The sequence below is a fragment of the Polaribacter sargassicola genome, from assembly GCF_021991835.1.
GTDB classification, from domain to species: Bacteria; Bacteroidota; Bacteroidia; order Flavobacteriales; family Flavobacteriaceae; genus Polaribacter; species Polaribacter sargassicola.
In genome coordinates this window covers 290723-312678 of sequence record NZ_JAHDAU010000005.1, presented here as the reverse complement: position 1 = coordinate 312678, position 21956 = coordinate 290723, and the positions used below count along the sequence as shown (strand labels likewise).

At 28.1% G+C, this 21956-nt stretch carries 14 protein-coding genes and 1 pseudogene; 8 read left to right on the top strand and 7 right to left on the bottom strand.

Features of this window, described 5'->3' with window-relative positions:
- Positions 1–283 precede the first annotated feature (283 nt).
- From KI686_RS10560 to KI686_RS10545, 4 genes are all read right to left on the bottom strand, one after another.
- Positions 284–2764, bottom strand: a complete 2481-nt coding sequence (locus KI686_RS10560) for a T9SS type A sorting domain-containing protein (protein ID WP_237589255.1) — start codon at positions 2762–2764, stop codon at positions 284–286.
- 100 nt (positions 2765–2864) lie between these two features.
- A complete protein-coding gene (locus KI686_RS10555) occupies positions 2865–3752 on the bottom strand; it encodes a transglutaminase family protein (RefSeq protein WP_237589254.1) in 888 nt (295 codons plus the stop codon).
- A complete protein-coding gene (locus tag KI686_RS10550) occupies positions 3752–6289 on the bottom strand; it encodes a circularly permuted type 2 ATP-grasp protein (protein WP_237589253.1) in 2538 nt (845 codons plus the stop codon). Before KI686_RS10550 ends, KI686_RS10555 begins: the two co-directional genes overlap by 1 nt.
- Before the next feature lie 14 nt (positions 6290–6303).
- Complete coding sequence (locus KI686_RS10545) at positions 6304–9651, bottom strand: transglutaminase family protein (protein WP_237589252.1); 3348 nt, start codon at positions 9649–9651, stop codon at positions 6304–6306.
- A gap of 335 nt (positions 9652–9986) precedes the next feature.
- Between KI686_RS10545 and KI686_RS10540 the strand changes: the two genes are divergently transcribed.
- From KI686_RS10540 to KI686_RS10515, 6 genes are all read left to right on the top strand, one after another.
- Positions 9987–11453: a circularly permuted type 2 ATP-grasp protein gene (locus tag KI686_RS10540; RefSeq protein ID WP_237589251.1), complete on the top strand. Its 1467-nt coding sequence runs from the start codon at positions 9987–9989 to the stop codon at positions 11451–11453.
- A 10-nt stretch (positions 11454–11463) separates the two neighbouring features.
- On the top strand, positions 11464–12414 hold the full coding sequence (locus KI686_RS10535; RefSeq protein WP_237589250.1) for an alpha-E domain-containing protein: 951 nt from the start codon (positions 11464–11466) through the stop codon (positions 12412–12414).
- Between the two features lie 122 nt (positions 12415–12536).
- Positions 12537–14564 carry a VWA domain-containing protein gene (locus KI686_RS10530; protein WP_237589249.1) on the top strand — a complete coding sequence of 676 codons (2028 nt, stop codon included), beginning with the start codon at positions 12537–12539 and terminating at the stop codon, positions 14562–14564.
- Between the two features lie 12 nt (positions 14565–14576).
- The gene (locus KI686_RS10525) at positions 14577–14969 is read left to right on the top strand and encodes an acyl-CoA thioesterase (protein ID WP_237589248.1); all 393 of its coding nucleotides are present in this window, start codon (positions 14577–14579) and stop codon (positions 14967–14969) included.
- A gap of 48 nt (positions 14970–15017) precedes the next feature.
- The gene (locus tag KI686_RS10520) at positions 15018–15917 is read left to right on the top strand and encodes a cation diffusion facilitator family transporter (RefSeq protein WP_237589247.1); all 900 of its coding nucleotides are present in this window, start codon (positions 15018–15020) and stop codon (positions 15915–15917) included.
- A 43-nt stretch (positions 15918–15960) separates the two neighbouring features.
- Complete coding sequence (locus tag KI686_RS10515) at positions 15961–16791, top strand: prohibitin family protein (RefSeq protein ID WP_237589246.1); 831 nt, start codon at positions 15961–15963, stop codon at positions 16789–16791.
- A gap of 254 nt (positions 16792–17045) precedes the next feature.
- Here KI686_RS10515 and KI686_RS10510 read toward each other — a convergent pair whose 3' ends face one another.
- Complete coding sequence (locus KI686_RS10510; protein WP_237589245.1) at positions 17046–17849, bottom strand: carboxypeptidase-like regulatory domain-containing protein; 804 nt, start codon at positions 17847–17849, stop codon at positions 17046–17048.
- 239 nt (positions 17850–18088) lie between these two features.
- Entirely contained in the window at positions 18089–18943 is an 855-nt protein-coding gene (locus KI686_RS10505) for an outer membrane beta-barrel protein (protein WP_237589244.1), read from the bottom strand.
- A gap of 122 nt (positions 18944–19065) precedes the next feature.
- Between KI686_RS10505 and KI686_RS10500 the strand changes: the two are divergent.
- Positions 19066–19248, top strand: a pseudogene (locus KI686_RS10500) (gamma-glutamyltransferase); the annotation flags it as partial.
- 152 nt (positions 19249–19400) lie between these two features.
- Positions 19401–20411 (top strand): LLM class flavin-dependent oxidoreductase, encoded by a 1011-nt coding sequence (locus KI686_RS10495; RefSeq protein ID WP_237589243.1) that lies wholly within the window; start codon positions 19401–19403, stop codon positions 20409–20411.
- An 82-nt stretch (positions 20412–20493) separates the two neighbouring features.
- Here the strand turns inward: KI686_RS10495 and KI686_RS10490 are convergent, their stop codons facing one another.
- Entirely contained in the window at positions 20494–21909 is a 1416-nt protein-coding gene (locus tag KI686_RS10490; RefSeq protein WP_237589242.1) for a vanadium-dependent haloperoxidase, read from the bottom strand.
- Positions 21910–21956 lie beyond the last annotated feature (47 nt).

Here is a 21956-nt window from a genome sequence, read left to right as displayed (position 1 = left end):
TCTTTTTTTCTTTTAAAAGGGTCTGAATAATGACTCTTTCTTTAAGGGTTAATCGTCTATGTTTTTTTACTTCCATTTTACAAATCTATAATTTTAGATTTGTTGCGTTAAGTTATTGAATAGACCCTCGTTTTTTATGTTTGTGCCTAACGGTTTCGGTTATGAACAGTTGCGTGGGGTAACATTAACCTTGCAAGTACACACCAAACTGAAAATTGCGTAGGAATTTTCAGGATGAGCATGTAATAGCAATTGTTTATAACCAATGTTGGCAACAGTTATTTTATTTTTTAATTAGTTTTTTTGTCATTGAATAATTTCCTGATATTACATTGATAAAATAAACACCAGAATTGATTGAATTCGGTATGTTATTCAATTCTATTTTTTGAGATGAATAGTTTATTTGATTTTCATAAACAGTTTGCCCTAAAATATTTGTTATAGATATATTCAGGTGTTGGTTTTCAAAACTTTTAGGAAGATTTAAATAAATATTTTCGTTAAATGGGTTTGGATAAACCAAAATTTCATTTTTATCAAAATCTTCAAGACTTAATACGGTATTTACAACAACATTAATTTCAGTAAGTATTGATTCTCCACAGTCATTGACTCTTTTAGCTTTAAGTGTATGCGTTCCTTCAGTATCCCATAAAACTTTTACTTTATAATAACTGGTGTTACTATCTATTATTAATGTTCCGCCACTTTCTAATATCCATTCTGTTGTTGAAAATAAATCAACAGGAATTATATATTCCTCTTCTGTGTTAATTAAAGCGTTACTATTTCCAAATATTAATTCAGGCTCAAAAGGTATATATGTTTTTAAATTTTGAATAAAATTATACTCCCATAAGAAAATGTTATTCTCATCTTCTACGTAAATATTTGGATAAGAGCTATTATAATCAGCCCAAAACCGCTGAGACCAGTTTAATCCTTTATCATGAGAAATATATAGGTTTCCACTATTATCAAGTATTATAAATGAATCATTATCTATTGCTTTTATTTTATTTATATAATATGGGATTTCCCTTTCAATAAGGTTTTGGTTTAAAATATCGTAAATGTAAAGCTTACCTACAGGGTTATTTGAATAAATATATATATGATTTGAATTATCATACTCAAAAGTAACATTATATTGAACTCCTTCAAGCCTTAGAATTTCATCCCATGTAGAACCATTATTACTAGTTCTATAGACCAAAGGTTCATTTGTAGTAGAATCCGAAGCATATAGAATAATTTCATTTTGATTAACAAATTTGTATTGTGTATATAAAAGATTATCAGGAATCTGTATTATGCTCCAAGAAATACCTTTATCTGTTGATTGGTAAATATTCCCTTGTAGTCCATATAAAAACAAATTATTAACAGATACTTGAGTTAAACCGTTTGCTGAAAAATAAATATCTGATGGAAGGTCACTGAAATATAAAATAGAACCATCAGTCCAAGTTGTTCCTTTGTCAAAAGATTCGGATATAATATAACCTTCACCATAATTATTTGGATTGGAATATCTCCAATGACTGATATAATCACCTTCAGCATATAAAGTATAGCCAACAACATCCTCAGTTTCATAAACTTTTTTCCAACTAGAACCTTTATCTTGAGAAATTAAGATTGATGAATGGGTAAAATTGCCTGCACTAACTACCGAATATATATATTCATTTTCATTAATTTTTTTAAAATAGCTAGCATTATTAGAGTTCCCTTCTCTTGGCGAACCACTATCAAGTTGAGCCCAACTAGCTCCGCCATCTGTAGTCTTAAATATGAATCTTCCCATATTAGGCGGCACTTGTTCTTTTTTGCCTACAGCAAACCCAACATTGTCATTTATAAAATATATATCGGTTAAAAAACCATCTTGGTTGATATTAGCACTTTCTTCAGTATCACTATTTATATTAACTTTTTTAATTCCATTTACAACATAACTTGAGTAATACAAGTAGTTATTGTTTATTGTAAATGCTCCTGTAGTCCATTCAACGTAATAACTTGTTTGTGTCCAAGAATTCCCACCGTCAACAGTTTTGTAAATAGAACTACCTCCACTTAAATACCCAGTTTGAGAATCAATGAATTGTAATTTTTGTATGTATGAGTTTGATGGATTATTTTCGTATTCCCATGTCTCACCACCATCAGTAGTTTTATAAAATGTATTACCTCCCCAAACATAACCAATGTTTTCATCTAGAAATAAAATATCTTTAGGACTAAAATCACCAAAATCAATTGAGGAGATGTTTGATGTCACTTTTAACCAAGAATTTCCACCATCAGTTGTTTTGTATAAAAAAGCTGTATCATTAACTAAATAATCGTCTATTCCTACTAAATAACCTCTGTCACTGTCAATGAAATCAACTCCTGTAAAATTTTCTAGACCTGTAATTCCTATTCTTCTTTCCCAATCTATTCCTTTGTTTTCAGTGAAAAGAATAATTCCATCTGCACCAAAAACAAATGCTTTGTTAGAATCAATTAACTCGACATCATTTAATGGGTTATAATAAAAAGCTTGGTAATGTGGCAGTTCATATGTTTCCCATGAAACTCCTCCATTATTGGTTGTCAGTAATGAAGAACCTCCAATAACAAATCCATTGTTTTCGTCCCAAAATCTAACATCTGAAAGGGCACTTAACTTATTTTCAATATATTGTCCACATTGAGAATATGATTCAGAAAAAAATAAAATTGTCAGAATAATTGGTAATATTTTTTTCATTTGTAATTTTTGTTTTAATTGTTCCCAACTCCTGTATAAAGGGTTAAAAAATCTCTTTAGCTTTATTATCACTAAGTGAATTTATTTAATAACATAGTATTTATGCTGGTCTAATATCAACAGAAACTTTCATTTTACTATTTCCAGATCCATATAAAACACCTTTTAAAGGTGGTACATCAAAATAATCTCTTCCGTAGGAAGTGGTTATATGTTGATTTTTTGGTATCTGATCATTTGTAGGATCAAAATCTACCCAACCAAATTGCGGTATGTAAACAGAAAACCACGCATGAGATGCATCTGTACCTACTAATTTTTCTTTTCCCGGAGGTGGTAATGTTTCTATATAGCCACTAACATACCTAGCCGGTAAACCTACAGATCTTAAGCAAGCAATACTTATTTGCGCAAAATCTTGACAAACTCCTTTTTTAGCTTTCATTACATCATCTAAAGGTGTAGCAATAGTACTAAAGTTAGAATCAAATGTAAAGTCTTTAAATATTCTTTTCATTAACTCATTAGTTCCTTCAAAAACATTTCTATTTGGCTGCAAAGAAACTTCTGCATACTGTTTAATTTCTGGTGAAATGTTTTTTATAAATTGAGAATCTAATGTAAAATCATGAACAGATAACATTTCTTCTGTTCCTTTTTTTAATTCATTAATTACATCTTGTACCGTAGTTTTTTTTACAATTAAAGAAGAATAAATATCTGGTTGTAAATCAAAATTACGCTCAACAATACTTGTAGAGTTTACAATTAATTTTTTATGAGGCTGTTCTATAGAAAATCTACAAATAATATTTTTAAAAAAATCTATATCTTCTTCTATATAAGAAGGTGTAGGTGTAACTTCTATTGAGTAATTAACCAATTTTTGACCTAAAAATTCTATAGGTTTTAAATTTGCTATATTATGGCAATGCGTTATAGCCTCATCATAATCGTATGTAGTAATATGGATAACTTTAAACAACATTACACGGATTGTTTTTGATGAATTAATTGTCGTTGTTGTTGGTCTGAATGATTAAAATATGTATTTGTGATAGACAAAGATGTTTGATGGATTAGGTTACTTAACTTAGCTAAAAACTCATCTAATTGAGCTCTTGTAAACACCGAATCTTCTGTTAAAACAAAGCTATCCACATCTGCATTTTCTATAAGATCACATGCTTCTTTAATTAATAAATAAGAATTTGATAATTTAATATCTTGGTTTTTATTTGGTAATCTAGAAACATCTCTTCTTATTCTATTTAATTGATATTTTAATGAACGAGAATAAGATTTATCTAAAAGAATAAGATTTATTACGTTTTTTATATTTAAATGAGATCTAAAACTATACCTGTAAATATTTAAACTTTCATGACTGTCTAATAAAGATTCTAAAATTTCATATTCAGTTTGTTCATCATATTTAGACACCAATAATGCTCTTGATTTATCAATACACATCATTGCCTGTTCTGTTTGTAAACCAATAAAATAGAGTAGTAGTCCTTGTTCTACCAATATACTTTCTTCAATTAAACACATAAAAGCAATTAGTTTGGTAATTATGCTGTCTAATAATTTTATGATTTTTTTTAAGTTATTATGGTTCTCAGGACTAAAGTCATTCCAAGATTTTGTAGTAGCATCAAAAACTCTCCACATATCTTTAGACCATAAATTTCTTAAAGAATAATAAGAATTAGAAAATGCTTGTATAGAATAAGCCAAACTACCTTGTTTATTTTTATCAAATAAAACAATGGCAATTTCTTTTAAAGGATCTTTAAAAGCTGCTTCTTCATTGATACCTGTAAAACCAGGAAAAATAGACGTTAAATGAGTTATCGATTTTAATAAGACATCTAAACTTTTAGAATCGGAATCTACCAATTCATTTAACACCATTCTAATATATCTAGCTGTAACTAAGGTTCTTGCCAAATATCTACCAGACCAAAATAAATTTTCTGCTGTATGACTTGGTAAATTATCTATACCTGCTAATGTGTTGGTATTATTATTATGCCAATGATAACGTTGTTTAGAAGTAGGAGCAGTTTTAACCGAATTTGTAATCCAAAAATCTTTACTTGTACCACCTCTTTGATTAGATACACGTAGTTTTTCTTTTTCTGCTGCAACTCTAACTAAACCACCAGGCATAACACTGTATGAATCATTTTTTGCTACAGAAAAAGTTCTACAAACTACTTTTCTAGGTTCTAAGCCTTTATTGGTAAAGTTAGGCGCTGTAGAAAATGATATTTTTTCTTGAGCTACAAATCTGTAAGGTTTTTCTAAAATTTGTTTTTTTAGTTCTTCTAATTCATCACTACTTAATAATTCGCAAAAATAAATATGTTCTCTATTGGTTCTATCTATAGGTTTTACTACTAATTTAGTAAGATTTTCTAAAACAAAATTTCTTTCTTTTTCTTGACCACACCACCAAGAAGCTATTTGTGGCAAAATAAGATCTTCTTTAAAGAAATATTTACAAATAGAATTCATAAAAGGAATTAAACCAGGGTTTTCTAAAACACCGCTTCCTATAGGATTGATTATACTAACATTGTTTTTTCTAACAACATTTAATAATCCTGCAACTCCTAAAAATGAGTTTCCTTTTAATTCTAAAGGATCTGTGTAAGCACCATCTACACGTCTTAAAATAACATCAACCTGTATTAATTCTTTTAAAGTTTTAATAAAAACTTTGTTATTTCTTACAACCAAATCATTACCTTTAACTAAAGGATATCCTAAATAAGAAGATAAGTAGGCGTGCTCAAAATAAGTTTCATTATGAGGGCCAGGTGTAAGAATAACAATTGTTGTATTCTTTTTTTTAACTGGTGCAGAATCTATAAGTAATTGATGATAATCTTTAAAAAATGAAAAAGGTTGTTCTACATGTATGTTTTTAGATAAATCTGGTGCGGAATGCCTTATAGAAAATCTGTTTTCTAAAGAATATCCCATACCAGAAGGTGCTTCTGTACGATCGTTAACTACCCACATTCTACCATCTGGCCCACGAGCCAAATCTGCAGAATGTATTAATAAATTTTTAGAAGTATTATATTGTATTTGATCACAATTTCTTAAAAAACCTCTGTGAGAATAAACCACTTCTGGTGGTATAATTTTATTTTTTATAAGTTCTCTTTTACCATAAATATCCTTTAAAGTTAAGTCTAGTAATTCAGCACGTTGTTTTAATCCTTTTTCTATTGATAACCATTCTTTTTGTTCAATAATAAAAGGAATAATATTTAAACTCCAAGGTCTGTTTAATCCTTTAGGATCATTATATACATTGTAGGTAACTCCATTTTCAGCTAATAGCCAATCTATTTGTTTTTGTTTTTCAGTAAGTTCTTCTTGACCAATTGTAGAAAAATTATTTAATAATTTTTCCCAATTTGGGTTTATCGTCATGTCAGATTTTAAAACTTCATCATAGTCTTCAAAATCATTGAAATATTTTTCAAACAAATTTTTATCAGGCATAAATATTTAGAAAATTATTTTTTCAATCTCAAATCTAAAGTATTAGGGAATTCTGGGTTTTTAGGTATTTCTTGATATCTAAAATGTTTAGAACTTCCTTGTTCTTTTACATTTGTTTCTCTTTCGTTTTGTTCTTCTTTTACTCTATTCTTTTCTTCATCTATAGTTTCAACTCCTCCTTGAGAGTGGTTAAAATCCCAAAAACGATTAATTCTTCTCGATTCTGCCTCAAAGCTATTTATTGGGTAAGTCTCATAAGAACGTCCACCTGGGTGTGTTACATAATAAGTACAGCCACCAATAGAACGTTTGTTCCAAGTATCAACTATATCAAAAACCAAAGGTGTATCGGTTTGAATTGTAGGGTGTAGAGCAGAATAAGGGTTCCAGGCTTTATAACGTACTCCTGCAACATATTCTCCTTTTACTCCTGTGTTTTCAACATTTACTTTTACACCGTTGCAAGTTAAGACAAATCTTTCTTTTGTGAAATTATTTAACTTAACTTGTAATCTTTCTACAGAAGAATCTACATATCTTGCAGTACCACCGCCTGTCATTTCTTCTCCTAACACATTCCAAGGTTCTATACCAGCTCTTAATTCTATATCAATATTATTAATTTGCACCATACCGTGTAAAGGGAAACGGAACTCGAAAAACGGATTAAACCATTCTTCTTTAAAAGCATAACCTGCTTTGTTTAATTGATTTACAATATCTTTAATATCTTCTCTTACAAAGTGTTCTAATAAAAATTTATCGTGTAAAGTTGTACCCCAACGAACTAATTTATGTTCATAAGGTTTTTTCCAGAACCAAGAAACTAAAGTTCTTACTAATAAATTTTGAAGTAAACTCATTTGAGCATGTGGTGGCATATCAAAACCTCTTAACTCTAATATACCTAATCTACCTGTAGAAGAATCTGGTGAATATAGTTTATCTATACAAAATTCTGCTCTGTGTGTATTACCTGTTAAATCTGTTAATAAGTGTCTAAATAATCTGTCTGTTAACCAAAAAGGGACTTCTCCGTCTTTTGGAATTTGGCTAAAAGCAATTTCTAGTTCATATAAATTATCTTGTCTAGCTTCATCAACTCTAGGTGCCTGACTTGTTGGCCCAATGAATGCTCCAGAAAATAAATAAGAAAGTCCTGGGTGATGTTGCCAAAAAGTAAGTAAACTTCTTAATAAGCTTGGTTTTCTTAGTAAAGGACTGTCTTTAGGTGTAATACCACCTAATGTTACATGGTTTCCACCACCTGTACCAGTATGTTTTCCATCAATCATAAACTTTTCTGTGCCTAATCTTGATTTTTTTGCTTGATTGTAAATGGTAAAAGTATTATCCATTAATTGTTGCCAATTATGTGATGGATGAATATTTACTTCTATTACTCCTGGATCTGGAGTAATTTTCATAGACTCTAATCTGTTATCGTGTGGTGGTCCGTATCCTTCTAAAATAACAGGAATATTTAATTCTTTTGCTGTAGCTTCTATAGATGCTAATAGGTCTAAATAATTAGCAATATCATCTAAAGGCGGTAGAAATAGATAAAGTTTATCTTCTCTAATTTCTGCACATAATGCAGTTCTTACAAAATAATTTGGTAGGTTTTCATTTATACCTTTAGTTAAAACTTTTTCTTTTCTTTTAGCAACCATTCGTCTAAAACTAGGCAAACGTTTCTTTTTTTCGAAAAGATTTGGCTCGTATATAGGAAAAATTTCATGCTCTGGTTCAGATTCTAAAGAATTTAAAGGTAATCTTAAACCTAAAGGAGAGTTACCTGGTGTTAAATAAATATAATTTCTTCTAAATTTCCATGAACTAGTAAACCAACTACCTTCTGTTTTATTTAAAGGCAATACATAACCAACAGGAGAAGAAGTGCCATTTTCTAAAATTTCTTTTAATTTTTTTTCTGCTATAGAACTGTCTTTATCTTCACCTGGGTTAAAATCTATAGGCATTTTACCTTGCTCCCAAAGAAAATAAAAGGCATCTTCATAAGTAGGTTTAATATGAGTGTCGGTAACATCTAAATAGGTAGTAAGAGTTTCTAAAAATAGTTTATCAGTACCTTTTTCTATCTTTGGAGAACCATTAACTGCTGTTAATAAATCTGGGTTAAACCATATTTTTCTACCATCTTTTCTCCAACATAACTCTATAGACCATCTCGGTAATGGTTCTCCTGGATACCATTTTCCTTGTGCATGATGTAAAAAACCACCTTTACCAATTGTTTTTAAAAGTCTATTGGATAAATCTGCAGCACGTTCTCTTTTTTCTGGTCCATCTGCATCTGTATTCCATTGTGCAGATTCCATATCATCAATAGAAACAAAAGTAGGCTCGCCACCCATGGTAAGACGAACATCATTTTTTTGTAGTTCTTTTTCTACTTTATGACCTAATTTTTCAATGGCTTTCCATTGTATATCTGTGTATGGTTTTGTAACTCTTGGAGACTCAAAAATTCTTTCTACAGAGTTTTCAAATTCAAAAGTTGTTTCACATTTGTCTGACAAACCATAAACAGGAGCTGCACTTTCAAAAGTAGGAGTACAGGCTAAAGGTATATGACCTTCTCCTGCCAATAAACCAGAAGTAGCATCAAAACCAATCCAACCAGCGCCAGGTATATACACTTCTGCCCAAGCATGTAAATCTGTAAAATCTTCTTCTGGTCCAGAAGGTCCGTCTAAAGATTTTTCATCAGATTTTAATTGAACTAAATATCCAGAAACAAAACGTGCGCCAAATCCTAAATGGCGTAAAGTTTGTACAAATAACCAAGCAAAATCTCTACAAGAACCCGTTCTTTTTTCTAAAGTTTCTTCACAGGTTTGCACACCTGGTTCCATTCGGATATTATAGTTTAAGAATTCATATATTTTTTGGTTAATATCTATTAAAAAATAGATTGTTTTTCTTGGTGTAAAATCTATGGTCTTAATAAAATCGTTAATTAATTTTCCATTTTCAGTAACTTCTAAATATGGTATTAATTCTTTCTTAAGAACATCAGAATACTCAAAAGGGAACTCTTCTGCAGATTCTTCTACAAAAAAATCAAATGGATTTATTGTCTTTAAATCTGCAATAATTTCTACATCAATAGACAGTTCTTTTGTTTTTTCAGGAAAAACAACACGTGCCAAATAGTTACCAAAAGGATCTTGTTGCCAATTAAAAAAATGATCTTTTGGCTCTATTTTTAATGAATAAGATTCTATTGGAGTTCTACTATGCGGTGCCGGTCTTAATCTAAAAATATGAGGTGACAGATTTACAGAGCGGTCATAAATATATTTAGTCTTGTGAGATATTACAACTTTTAATGCCATAGTTTTTTTGTAAGGTTAAATCGAAATGTGAAATTAAATAAATATTAATGAACGATAAAAGGTTATTTAATTTTTTAAACTTTTATTAAAATGTATCTTAAATTTTTCTTTTTGTTAATGTTAAATTAAAAAAAGAAAATATAAATTATTGTTGTTTTGTACGTATTCTTATTTTTAATAAATGTCGTGAAAATTACTTTAAATTATTGATAATTCAAAGTATATGTAAATATATATTATATACTTTAATGTTTGAGATTTTTTTATGAAAATAATTTAATAAAATTTGCGGTTTATATTAAAATTTTATTAGTTTTACATTAAAAGATTACAATTTGAAAACGTACAATAATTTACCAATTTTTTCTGCCTACGAGTTTGATTCTAGGTTTTACGATGAAATATTTACAGAAGATAAACAAGTTAGAGAAGTTTATCAAACCTTGTTTAAATTGTTTAGTGAATATTCTGTTAACGATTTTGTTTCATTAAATAATAAAGCTAAAGATGCTTTTTTTAATCAAGGAATAACATTTCAAGTTTATGGAGATAAAGAAACAAAAGAGAAAATTTTTCCTTTTGATTTATTTCCTAGAATAATTGGTAATAGTGAATGGTTAAAACTAGAAGCAGGAGCATTACAAAGAAGTAAAGCGTTAAACCTTTTTCTTTGGGATTTATATCATGATCAAAAGATTATTAAACAAGGTATTGTTCCTATAGAATTGATAAATTCTTCGGCTAGTTATTTAAAACAAATGAAAGGTTTTAATCCTCCTGGCGGAATTTACAATCATGTTTCTGGTACAGACTTAATAAAACACTCAGATGGAGAGTATTATGTTTTAGAAGACAATATTAGATGTCCTTCTGGTGTTAGTTATGTTGTTGGAAACAGAGAAGCTTTAAAAAGAACTTTATTTGGTGTATTTGATCATTATAAATCTCATAACGTTTCTGATTACGGACAAAATTTATTAGAAATTATAGAATCTGTAAAACCTAAAGGAGTAGACTCTCCAAAATGTGTTGTATTAACACCTGGTGTATACAATTCTGCTTACTATGAACATTCTTTTTTAGCAAAACAAATGGGTGTAGAGTTAGTAGAAGGTAGAGATTTATTTATAGAAAATGATTTTGTTTACATGAAAACCATTAAAGGTTTAGAAAGGGTAGATGTAATTTATAGACGTATAGATGATGATTTTATAGATCCAAAGGTATTTAATCCAGATTCTGTTTTAGGTGTACCTGGTATATTTAATTCTTATTTAAAAGGTAAAGTTTGTTTAGTAAACGCACCTGGTACAGGTGTTGCAGATGATAAAGCTATTTATACTTATATGCCTCAAATTATTAAGTATTATTTAGATGAAGAACCAATACTTAACAACGTACATACTTATCATTGTAGTAGACCAGATGAATTAAAATATGTACTAGAAAACGTTGATAAATTAGTAGTAAAACCTGTTGATGAATCTGGAGGTTATGGTATTTCTATAGGTAATAAACTAACAAAAGAAGAAATTGAAAAAGTAAAAGCAACAATTAAAGAAAGCCCAAGAAAATATATTGCTCAGCCAATAATGTCTCTTTCTACTCATGCAACTTACATAGAAGAAGAAAACTCTTTTGAACCTAGACACGTAGATTTAAGAACGTTTACATTGTTAGGTAAAGACAAAGATTTTGTACTAAAAGGTGGTTTAACAAGAGTAGCACTTAAAAGAGGTAATTTAATTGTAAACTCTTCTCAAGGAGGTGGTTCTAAAGATACTTGGGTTTTAAAAAAATAAATAAAAAAATATGTTAGCAAGAGTAGCCAATAATCTTTTTTGGATGGGACGTTATTTAGAACGTTCAGAGCACATAGCAAGGTATTTAAACGTAAATTATTTTTCTTCTTTAGATGCGCCAAGTGAGCTTGCACAATCTAGAGATTTTGTTTTACGTTCTATGCTGTTTGTTGCAGATGAAGAAGAATTAAAACTTAATAAACCATTAAACGAAAGAGATGTTTTATATGATATTGGACTAAATCCGGATAAATTTTATTCGATTTATAGTTCTATCGGTTTTGCCCAACAAAATGCAAACGGAGCAAGAGATTTAATTTCTACAGAATTGTATGAATCTATTAATACATTAAATAGAACTGTTAAAAATTATTCTGCAGAACGCTTTGTTAAAAATGGTTTGTTTGAATTTACGAACCTAATAAAATCTAATATTGCATCTTTAAGAACTAAAATTAGAGCAACATTATTGCATGATGAAGTGTACGCTATTATTATGTTAGGTGTTTATATTGAAAGAGCAAACCAAGTTATAAGAATTATAAACTCTAAATATAATGATGCTTTAATAGAACATGTAAATTTTCAAACACCAGTTAAAACTAGTTATGAGTGGACAACATTGTTAAAATGTGTAGAAACTTATGATATGATGAGAGGTTATTACAGAAAAGCCCCTTCTAGTTATAATGTGTTAGAGTTTTTAATATTAAACCCACATTGCCCAAGATCTATAATGAACTCTTTAAATAGTATTAATTATTATATGAGTTTTTTAACAAAAGAAGAGCGTCCGCACAAAGATTCTGCCGCCTTTTTAGTGGGTAAATTAATGTATGAATATCGATATAAATGTATAGAAGATTTTCAAGAAGATTTAAAAGGATTTATAGAGAATTTAGTTGATGATTTATCTTTGGTAGGAGAAAAGATGGATAGTGACTATTTTAGTCTGTATTAAAAAAATAACATTTATAAAAAGAGCACTTAATAGTGCTCTTTTTTTGTTTTATAACTAAATAAAATTAAAATTTTATAACTATAATAAATAGTTCTTTTTAACTTGCAAACAAATAAAATTCATTGCAAATTATAACTCTCTTTTATATTTTTTTAGCACTTTTATTAAGTGTTCTTGTTGCTTTTTTTCAATATTTTTATAAAGAAAAAAAGAACTCTAAATTACACGTCTTATTGTTTTCTTTAAAAGCCATCAGTCTTTTTTTGTTGTTATTACTGCTTATTAATCCTAAAATAAAAACTTTAAAATTAGAAGAAAGTAAACCAACTTTAAATGTTTTAATTGATAATTCTAAGTCAATTTCTTTTTTTAAGGAACAAAAAAATCTAACTTCTTTTGCTAATAACATTATAGAAGATAAAGATTTACAGAAAAAATTTGAAATTAATAGTTTTTCTTTCGGGCAAAAATTACACCAATTAGATTCTTTTACGTTTACAGAGAATGAAACTAATATTTCTAAAGCAATTATTTCTGCAAATGAATTAAATAAAAACAAAATAGCACCAATAATTTTATTATCTGATGGTAACCAAACAATAGGTGATGATTATGAGTTTATTAAATCTAAACAGAAAGTTTATCCAATAGTTTTTGGAGATACAACTAAATATACTGATTTAAAAATAAGTCATTTAAATGTTAACAAGTATAGTTTTGTAAAGAATCAATTTCCTGTTGAAATTTTATTGAATTACGAAGGAGAAAAACCTGTTTCTTCTAAATTAATTATTAGTAAAAATGGTAAAACTGTTTTTACCAAAAATGTTAACTTTTCTGAAAAAAATAACTCGCAAACAATTACAACTAATTTAGTTTCAGATAAAAAAGGTTTGCAATATTATTCTGCAACAATTCAAAAAATTTCAGGAGAAAAAAATGTAAAAAATAATTCTAAAAACTTTTCTGTAGAAGTAATAGATCAGCAAACAAAAATTTTAATTTTAAGCTCTATTCTACATCCAGATTTAGGTGTTTTAAAAAAATCGATAGAAACTAATAAACAGCGTTCGGTAGAAATTAAATTAATAGAAAAAAATAACTACCAAATAAATGACTTTCAATTAGTTATTTTATATCAGCCGAATAATAAATTTAATAAAATATTAAGTCTGTTACAATCTAAAAACATAAATTATCTTTTGTTAACAGGAAAAAAAACAAATTGGAATTTTATCAATAATCAAAATATTGGTTTTTCTAAGAATTTTATCGATCTTAAAGAAAATTATCAAGCAATATACAATCCTTCTTTTTTGCCTTTTTCTCAAAACGATATTAATTTTAATCAATTTCCGCCCCTAATAGATTTTTATGGAGATATTAATATCTACAAAGAACATCAAATTTTATTATTTCAAAATATAAAAGGTTTACAAACAAATCAGCCTTTATTGGCAACAATAGAAGAAAATAACAAAAAAATAGGCATTTTATTTGGTGAAGGAATTTGGAAATGGAGATCTGCTAGTTTTTTAAATTCTAGTTCTTTTAATGAATTTGATGAATTTATTGGAAACTTAATTCAATTTTTAGCAAACAATAAAAAAAGAAGTCGTTTAGAGGTAGATGTAGAAAATTTGTACACCGCAAATTCAACTGTAAATATTTCAGCAATTTATACAGATAAAAATTATCAATTTGATACCAGAGCTAATTTAGAAATTGCCCTTACAAATACCGATACTAATAAAATAATAAAATTACCATTTACATTAAATAATAATTCTTATCAGGTTTATACAGAGGTTCTTAATCCTGGTAACTACAATTATAAAGTTAGTGTAAAAGGGCAAAACATTACTAAAATTGGCAAGTTTAAAATTACAGATTATCAAATTGAAGAACAATTTACAAATGCAGATAATAAAAAGTTAAATAAGCTAGCAATAAGTTCTGGCGGAAAGCAATTTTATAATAATCAGTTTAAAAACTTAAAAGAAGAATTATTAAAAAATAAATCTTTTTATACAATACAACAATCTACATCTAAAGAACAAAATTTAATAGATTGGCAATGGATTTTATTTGTAATAATTAGTTTACTTACAATAGAATGGTTTGTAAGAAAATATTATGGAAAAATATAAAAATAAGAATATATGAGATTTCACACAAGAAAATGGGTAAAACCAGAAGATTTAAACCCTAATGGTACTTTATTTGGTGGTAGACTTTTGCAATTAATTGATGAAGAAGTTGCCATTTATGCAATAATACAGCTAGAAATACCTAAAACGGTTACTAAATACATGTCTGAAATAGATTTTGTAAGTTCTGCAAGACAAGGTGATATTATAGAAATAGGAATTGATGTTGTTAAATATGGTAGAACTTCTATAACTTTAACTTGTAGTGTAAGAAACAAACTAACAAGAAAAACAATTATAGAAATAGATAAAATTGTTATGGTTTCTTTAGATGAAGACGGCAATCCTAAAGAACACGGTAAAACAGAAATAGAATATGTTAAAGATAGATTAAGTGATAAATAATATTTGCATCTTTTAATAAAAAAAAGTATCTATCTATTAAAAACAAACATGGGGCATCATCATCATCATAGCGGTCATCAACATACATCAACAGAAAATATAAGTACTGCTTTTTTTTTAAACTTATTTTTTTCTATTGTAGAGTTTATTGGTGGAATTTACACAAATAGTTTAGCTATTACTTCTGATGCAATTCATGATTTAGGAGATAGTATAAGTTTAGGTTTAGCTTGGTATTTTCAAAAAATATCAAATAAAAAACCAACAAAAATTTTTACATACGGTTTTAAAAGATACTCTTTATTGGGTGCTATTATAAACTCTTTAATTTTATTAATAGGATCTATTTTAATCATTATTAAAGCAATACCAAGAATAATTAACCCAGAAGCCTCTAATACTAAAGGAATGATGTGGATTGCCATTTTAGGGATTATTGTTAACGGTGCTGCTGTATTAAAATTAAGAAAAGGAACTTCTATTAACGAAAGAGTGGTTTCTTTACATATGTTAGAAGATGTTTTAGGTTGGGTAGCCGTTTTAACTGCTAGTATTGTAATGCAATTTTATAATGTCCCTTTTTTAGATCCTCTTTTATCTTTAATGATTGCTGGTTTTATCTTATTTAATGTTTTTAAAAACGGTAAAGAAAGTATTCGTATCATTTTACAAGCAACACCAATAGAAGTTTCTGTTGATAAAATTAAAGAAAGAATTGTTGTTTTTGATGAAATAATAAGTGTAGAAGACTGTCATTTATGGACAATGGATGGAGAATATCATATTTTAACAATCCATCTAATGCTTAAAGATGCTGTAAATTGGCAAAAAACCAATGACCTAAAAAATACTTTAAAAACACTTTTACATGATGATTTTAATATAGAACACGTTACCATAGAGTTAGAAGTTGTTAAAGAAGATTCTGATTATATTAAAGGTGTTTGATGATTTAAAATTGTAAATTTGAAAGAATTTTAAAATAAAAAAAATGGCAAGTAATCAATTGGATATTAAGTTTCCAAAAGGAGGAGTTTTTATAATAATTATAGCAGTAATTGTATTAATTATATTCTCTAAATCTACTGTAACTATTGGTCCTGGTGAAGGAGGTGTAATTTTTGAAACATTAGGTAATGGTATAAATACAGAAAAAACTTATGGAGAAGGTTTTCATATTGTACTTCCTTGGAACAAGATGATTGTAAGAAAAGTACGTCAGCAATCTATTTCTGATGAAATGAATGTACTATCTGTTAATGGTTTAGAAGTTAAAGTAAACGGTACAATATGGTACGAACCAGAGTTTAACAATTTAGGTAAATTGATAAAAACAAAAGGTGAAGATTACGAACATGAATTGCTAGATCCTGCTATAAATGCAGCTGCAAGAAGTGTTGTAGGACGTTATACACCAGAGCAATTATATTCTAGTAAAAGAGATGTTATAGAACAAGAAATTTTAGATGAAATTAAAATTGTTTTAAAAGATCAATTTTTAATTGTAAAACGTGTTTTAGTAGAAGATGTTAAATTACCTACTACTATTAGAACTGCAATTGAAACAAAACTAAAACAAGAACAAGAGTCTTTAGAATACGAGTTTAGAATTGCAAAAGCAGAAAAAGAAGCACAAAGACAAAAAATTGATGCAGAAGGTAAAGCTGTTGCAAATAAAATTTTAAGTGCCTCTTTAACCGATAAAATTTTACAAGAAAAAGGAATTAGTGCAACTTTAGAGCTTTCTAAATCTCCAAACAGTAAAGTAATTGTTATAGGCTCTGGTGAGTCTGGAATGCCAATTATTCTTGGAAATCAATAAAAACTATAGTTTAAAATAAAAAACAAAGAATCTAGCTATAAAAGCTAGATTCTTTGTTTTTTATAATACTTAAAAGAAGCTTTTTTGCAAATTAAAGAAATGCTTAAAACTTAATTTTATGTTAAAATACTTTTATTATGTAACTTATATAAGAATTATGTGTCTTATAAGTAAGAATGGTTAATCATTTTTAGTTAGTTTTAATAGTTGATGAAAAGGGTCAAAAGTAAATTACTTTTGACCCTTTTTTATTTTTAGTTTTTTACAGGTATTTTATCTCTGTCTATTTTTCCGTTTTTTAATGCTTTATAATTTTCGTAGCAATCTAAAACAGCTTCTATCATTTGTAAATCTGATGCTTTTTTTACAAAATATTCAGAATAATTACAATCTGATAAAAGTTCAGAAAGTTCTTGTCTGTCCATTTGTAGGTATTCCATCATTACTTCTCTATCAAATTTACCAGCTAACATTTTTCTTAAATCATCTTCTTTTTTTAATTTCTGAAGCTTTTCTAATTGTTTTGGTTTTTTTCCAAAAAGTGAATACAAGAAATCTACTGGTTGAAATAATGCCGAAATAGGAGAGGAGAAGTCTTTACCTTTTGGCTTACCTACCTCATACGTTTGTGGTAGTCCATTAATTTTAATTCTTGTAAACCTATCTTTAGGTACTTGTTTAATATCAATTTCTAAAACACCAATTAATTTTGTAGATTTTATAACTACTTCTTTTACTTCTTCTGGTTTTTCATATAAACCAATTAAAAGCTCATTACCATGCAATAAATCGTTTGTAATTTTAAGTTTAATGGAAGCGTAACCAAGATAAGAAACCAAAATAGTATCGTTTGCTTTTGTAGGTATATCAAAAAAACCTTTGTCATCTGTAATTGTTCCGTTAACAGAATTAAGGTTTAAAATATGAGCAGCACTCAATGCTTTTTTAGATTCTGCATGAATAATTTGCCCTTTTAAATGTGTTACACGTAAAGTGTCTTTCTGAGAAAAAGTGCTTATTGTTACCAATAAACACATTATAAATAGTATTTTTTGCATATTGCAATATTAGTGATAAATGCTTTTTATTAAGTTAATTTTTTCTAAAACAATACTGTTTTTATAAAATAATGCAATATTTAAAGTTAAAATTATATTTATTCTATTTTCTAAAAAATAAACCAACTCTATCTATAAAGATTTTATTAAAATTCTAATTTAAAACAATAAGTTATAAAAAAGCTCATTAAAAATAATCATTTTTAATGAGCTTTAAACTATTCTAAATGGTTTTTATTTTAACCTTTAAACTTGTAAATAATACCAAAATTGATACCAAATGAAGAATATGGTACTTTTTGTGATAATTCTTTAGAAGCATCTGTAGCAGCATCTGCATGCGATAAATCATCTACATAAGTTGTGTTTTTTACATATCCTTCAGGTAAATTATCTAAAGTATATAAACCGCTTACAGCTAAAGTTCCGTTAGATGTAAACACATCTGTATTAAATGATTTTAATTCAGAATCTTTTCTTTTTAAACTAATTCCATAATATTCTCCTTCAACAAAAAGACTAAAATGATCATCTAAATTAAATGTATAACCTAATGCAGCAACAAAACCTAATGGTAAATGTCCGTGAAAATCTTCTACATAATTTGTTTCTGTATAAGAACCACTATCTAAACCCAAAGCAGTAGCTTCATCATCAGAAAAAACAGATTTACTAGCAACAACAGCTTCAGTTTTACCACCAACTTTAATTAAAGCCCCAAAACGTCCGTAAACATTATCTGTAAATTTATAAACTACAGCAAGAGAAGCTCCGTATGCACGAGCTCTTGCAATTGCATTTACTTCTGTTGTTGGTAAAGTTACCTCAGATATAGTTTGATCTGCTCCATTTAAGTAACCAAAAGCTAAATCTGCACCTAACTTATTGTTAAAAAAATACGTTCCTCTTAGCTGGAAATTTAAACCTTCTCCATAACTACCGTAAGTATTTTCTGTTGAAGTAGTATTAATTTTTTCTCCTAATTTCATACCTGCACTTCCAATAGCATAACCAGTACTTGCAGAAACTTGTAATTGACCAAAGGTAACTGTACTAAATAAAATAACTGTTAATACTGTAATTAATTGTTTCATAATTTATTGTTTTATAAAAAATAATATAAAATTATGGCAATACCATAAAATTTAAAATTGAGCGCAAATATACTTTTTTATAAATGAAAAATAACATTAAATTAAAACTAGCTAAATAAAGAGTGATATTTGAACCGAATGGGTTTTCAAGTAAATTAAATGAAGAATTAAAATCTAAAGGTTATATAATTAACGAAAAAAGAACACCCATTATAGGTAAAGTTGATGCTATTAAAGTACTTTTAGATGGAAAATTAGAAGGTGGAGCAGATAAAAGAGGCGATGATAAAGCTGTTGGGTATTAAAAAAAATCTTAAAACACCTTATTTTAGAACATTAACTTCTTAAAAAAACAGGTAGAACAAATTGGTCCTTTTGTAGAAAAAGGACCTTTGTTTTTTTATAAATAATGTACTTTTATCGTACAAATAATCGTAAACTGAAGACTTCTTTTTTTATGAAAAAATCGAATATATTATACTCTATATTAGACTTAGCATTAGTTTCTAAAAACCATAGTTTTAAAGAAACTTATAATAATGCACTTCATTTAGCACAAAAAGCAGAAGCTTTTGGTTATACTCGTTATTGGTTAGCAGAACACCACAACTCACCAAATATAGCTAGTAGCGCTACTACAATATTAATGGGCTATATTGCTGCAGATACCCAAAGAATACGTATTGGTTCTGGCGGAATAATGTTGCCTAATCATTCGCCTTTAATTATTGCAGAACAAGTTGGTACTTTAGCTACTATTTATCCCAATAGAATTGATTTAGGTTTAGGTAGAGCACCAGGAACGGATAGAGAAACAGCACAAGCAATTCGTTCTGACTTTATGACAGCAGCACAATCTTTTCCTACAGAGATAGAAAAAATACAACAATATTTTTCGGCTAATAATACAAATGCAAAAGTAAGAGTGCCTGTAGCAGAAAACGTAAATGTACCTATATATATTTTAGGTTCTAGTACAGATAGCGCTCATTTAGCAGCAAAAAAAGGACTTCCTTATGCATTTGCAAGTCATTTTGCTACAACGCATTTACATAATGCTATAGATATTTATCGTAAAGAATTTACGGCCTCTAATAATTTACAAAAGCCATATATAATGGCAGGTGTAAATGTAATAATTGCTGATACAGATGAATATGCAGAAAGTTTAGCAACTTCTCTTATACGAATGATTGTTGGTATTTTTACAGGAAAAAGAGATAAAGTACAACCACCAACCGCTATGACAGATGAGTATAAAGAGGTTTTAAAAAATCCGCAAGTGCATCAAATGTTAAAATATTCTTTTATTGGTAGCAAAGCAAAAGTAAAGGCAGAAATTAAAGAGTTTATCAATAAAACTAAAGTAGATGAACTTATTGCTGTTACAAATATTTACGATGGAAAAGATAGAATTCGTTCTTATAAATTGTTTGCAGAAATTATGAAAGAATTAAATTTAGAATAATATTATGAAAATATTATTCTAAATCTAATGTAAAAAAATCATGATAATAAAAAATACCATGATTTTTAAAGAGACTAAAAATTTAATTATTTCTAGTTAAATTAAGGTTGTTTATCGCATTAGATACTTCATATCCTAAACGCAAACCTTCAATAGCGTCTTGCTCTATATGTACACCTAATGGTACTCTAGAATAAGCGTTTTCTAATGCCATTTCTGTAAATGAAGTAAAACTTCTTGGCGTACCGTTAAATTGCAAATTTGTATAACCACTGTAAGTATTATCTGTAAAATCGATATTATCAGTATTAAAAAAATCTATAAATACGCCCGCTGCAACACCCGCAAAAGTAGCGTGTCCAGAAGGATAACTTGGAAATGCAGGATTAACACCACTAATAAATTTAGATAAATTTGTTGTAAAATCATCATTTATATATGCTGTAATATAATTGCTTGGTCTTTCTATATTATAAGTATATTTATCATCCCAAGCAGAAACAGCAGCATCATTCATTGCAAAACCTAATCTTAATAATAATTCTAGAGTTTCATCATAATCTAAATCATTTTGTGCTATTAATTGATTGGCTATAGAAAAGTGTCTACCAGGAGGGCTAATCATTAAACCTTCTACATCATCTGCCCAAAATTCTGCAATCCATAAGTCTTCACTATTGGTTGTAGCAGCATTTGTAGTAGCTTCATAAACATCAAACATTTGTTGATAATAAGTACTATTACTATTGGTACTATACTGTAATACAGAATTAAAATTAGTACTACTAGATTGCTCTGGCGTTATTGCAAAAGTTCTAACTTCTCTCCAGTAAGGAAACCAAGCATTTTCATTTTCTCCTGCTGTCCAAAGACCAACACCAACCGGAGCTTCATAATCACTAGGTGTTTGGTTAACTATTTGCTGCTCTGCATCTCTATCTGTTTCACTATAAGTAATAACACGTTGCGCTACATATCTTCCCCAATTTTCAGAATTTTCTATTTCAGATTCAGAAAGCCCAATAATTAATTCTTCTTTTTTGCTACTTTCAAAATCTGAAATATTTTGTCTAATTCCAGCTTCTAATTCATACATAAAATGATCTATCGCTACAGCGTATGCAGTATTTAAAGCTAAATCTAAATTTACATTGCTTTCAAATACATTTGTATTGATATTTAGGTTGTTTATTCTTCTGGTATTAGATATATAATTATCCATATACGGTATTGCCGTTTCATAACCGGTTAAATGTATGTATGCTAAAGATCTTGTAACTATATTAGGTCGCATTCCTACTGTATATTGATCTAATGAAACCCAAAGATTACTCCATGCTACTATTAAACTAGTTGTTGTGTCTGTTACTTCTATTTCTGTAATTGCTGTAACAATATCTTCATCTAAATTTTCTTCAAATTCACTATCATTACAAGATTGAAATAGTAATATATTAACACATAAGACTAAGATACAGGTAAATTTCTTTGTTTTCATAATTTTGGGTTTTTAATAATATGTTTCCATATTAATATTTAGTATTA

Excerpts from the sequence above, each read along its gene's own strand:
- KI686_RS10560 (WP_237589255.1), bottom strand. The coding sequence starts at position 2,764 with ATGAAAAAAATATTACCAATTATTCTGACAATTTTATTTTTTTCTGAA.
- KI686_RS10555 (WP_237589254.1), bottom strand. The coding sequence starts at position 3,752 with ATGTTGTTTAAAGTTATCCATATTACTACATACGATTATGATGAGGCT.
- KI686_RS10550 (WP_237589253.1), bottom strand. The coding sequence starts at position 6,289 with ATGCCTGATAAAAATTTGTTTGAAAAATATTTCAATGATTTTGAAGAC.
- KI686_RS10545 (WP_237589252.1), bottom strand. The coding sequence starts at position 9,651 with ATGGCATTAAAAGTTGTAATATCTCACAAGACTAAATATATTTATGAC.
- KI686_RS10535 (WP_237589250.1), top strand. The coding sequence starts at position 11,464 with ATGTTAGCAAGAGTAGCCAATAATCTTTTTTGGATGGGACGTTATTTA.
- KI686_RS10525 (WP_237589248.1), top strand. The coding sequence starts at position 14,577 with ATGAGATTTCACACAAGAAAATGGGTAAAACCAGAAGATTTAAACCCT.
- KI686_RS10520 (WP_237589247.1), top strand. The coding sequence starts at position 15,018 with ATGGGGCATCATCATCATCATAGCGGTCATCAACATACATCAACAGAA.
- KI686_RS10515 (WP_237589246.1), top strand. The coding sequence starts at position 15,961 with ATGGCAAGTAATCAATTGGATATTAAGTTTCCAAAAGGAGGAGTTTTT.
- KI686_RS10510 (WP_237589245.1), bottom strand. The coding sequence starts at position 17,849 with ATGCAAAAAATACTATTTATAATGTGTTTATTGGTAACAATAAGCACT.
- KI686_RS10505 (WP_237589244.1), bottom strand. The coding sequence starts at position 18,943 with ATGAAACAATTAATTACAGTATTAACAGTTATTTTATTTAGTACAGTT.
- KI686_RS10495 (WP_237589243.1), top strand. The coding sequence starts at position 19,401 with ATGAAAAAATCGAATATATTATACTCTATATTAGACTTAGCATTAGTT.
- KI686_RS10490 (WP_237589242.1), bottom strand. The coding sequence starts at position 21,909 with ATGAAAACAAAGAAATTTACCTGTATCTTAGTCTTATGTGTTAATATA.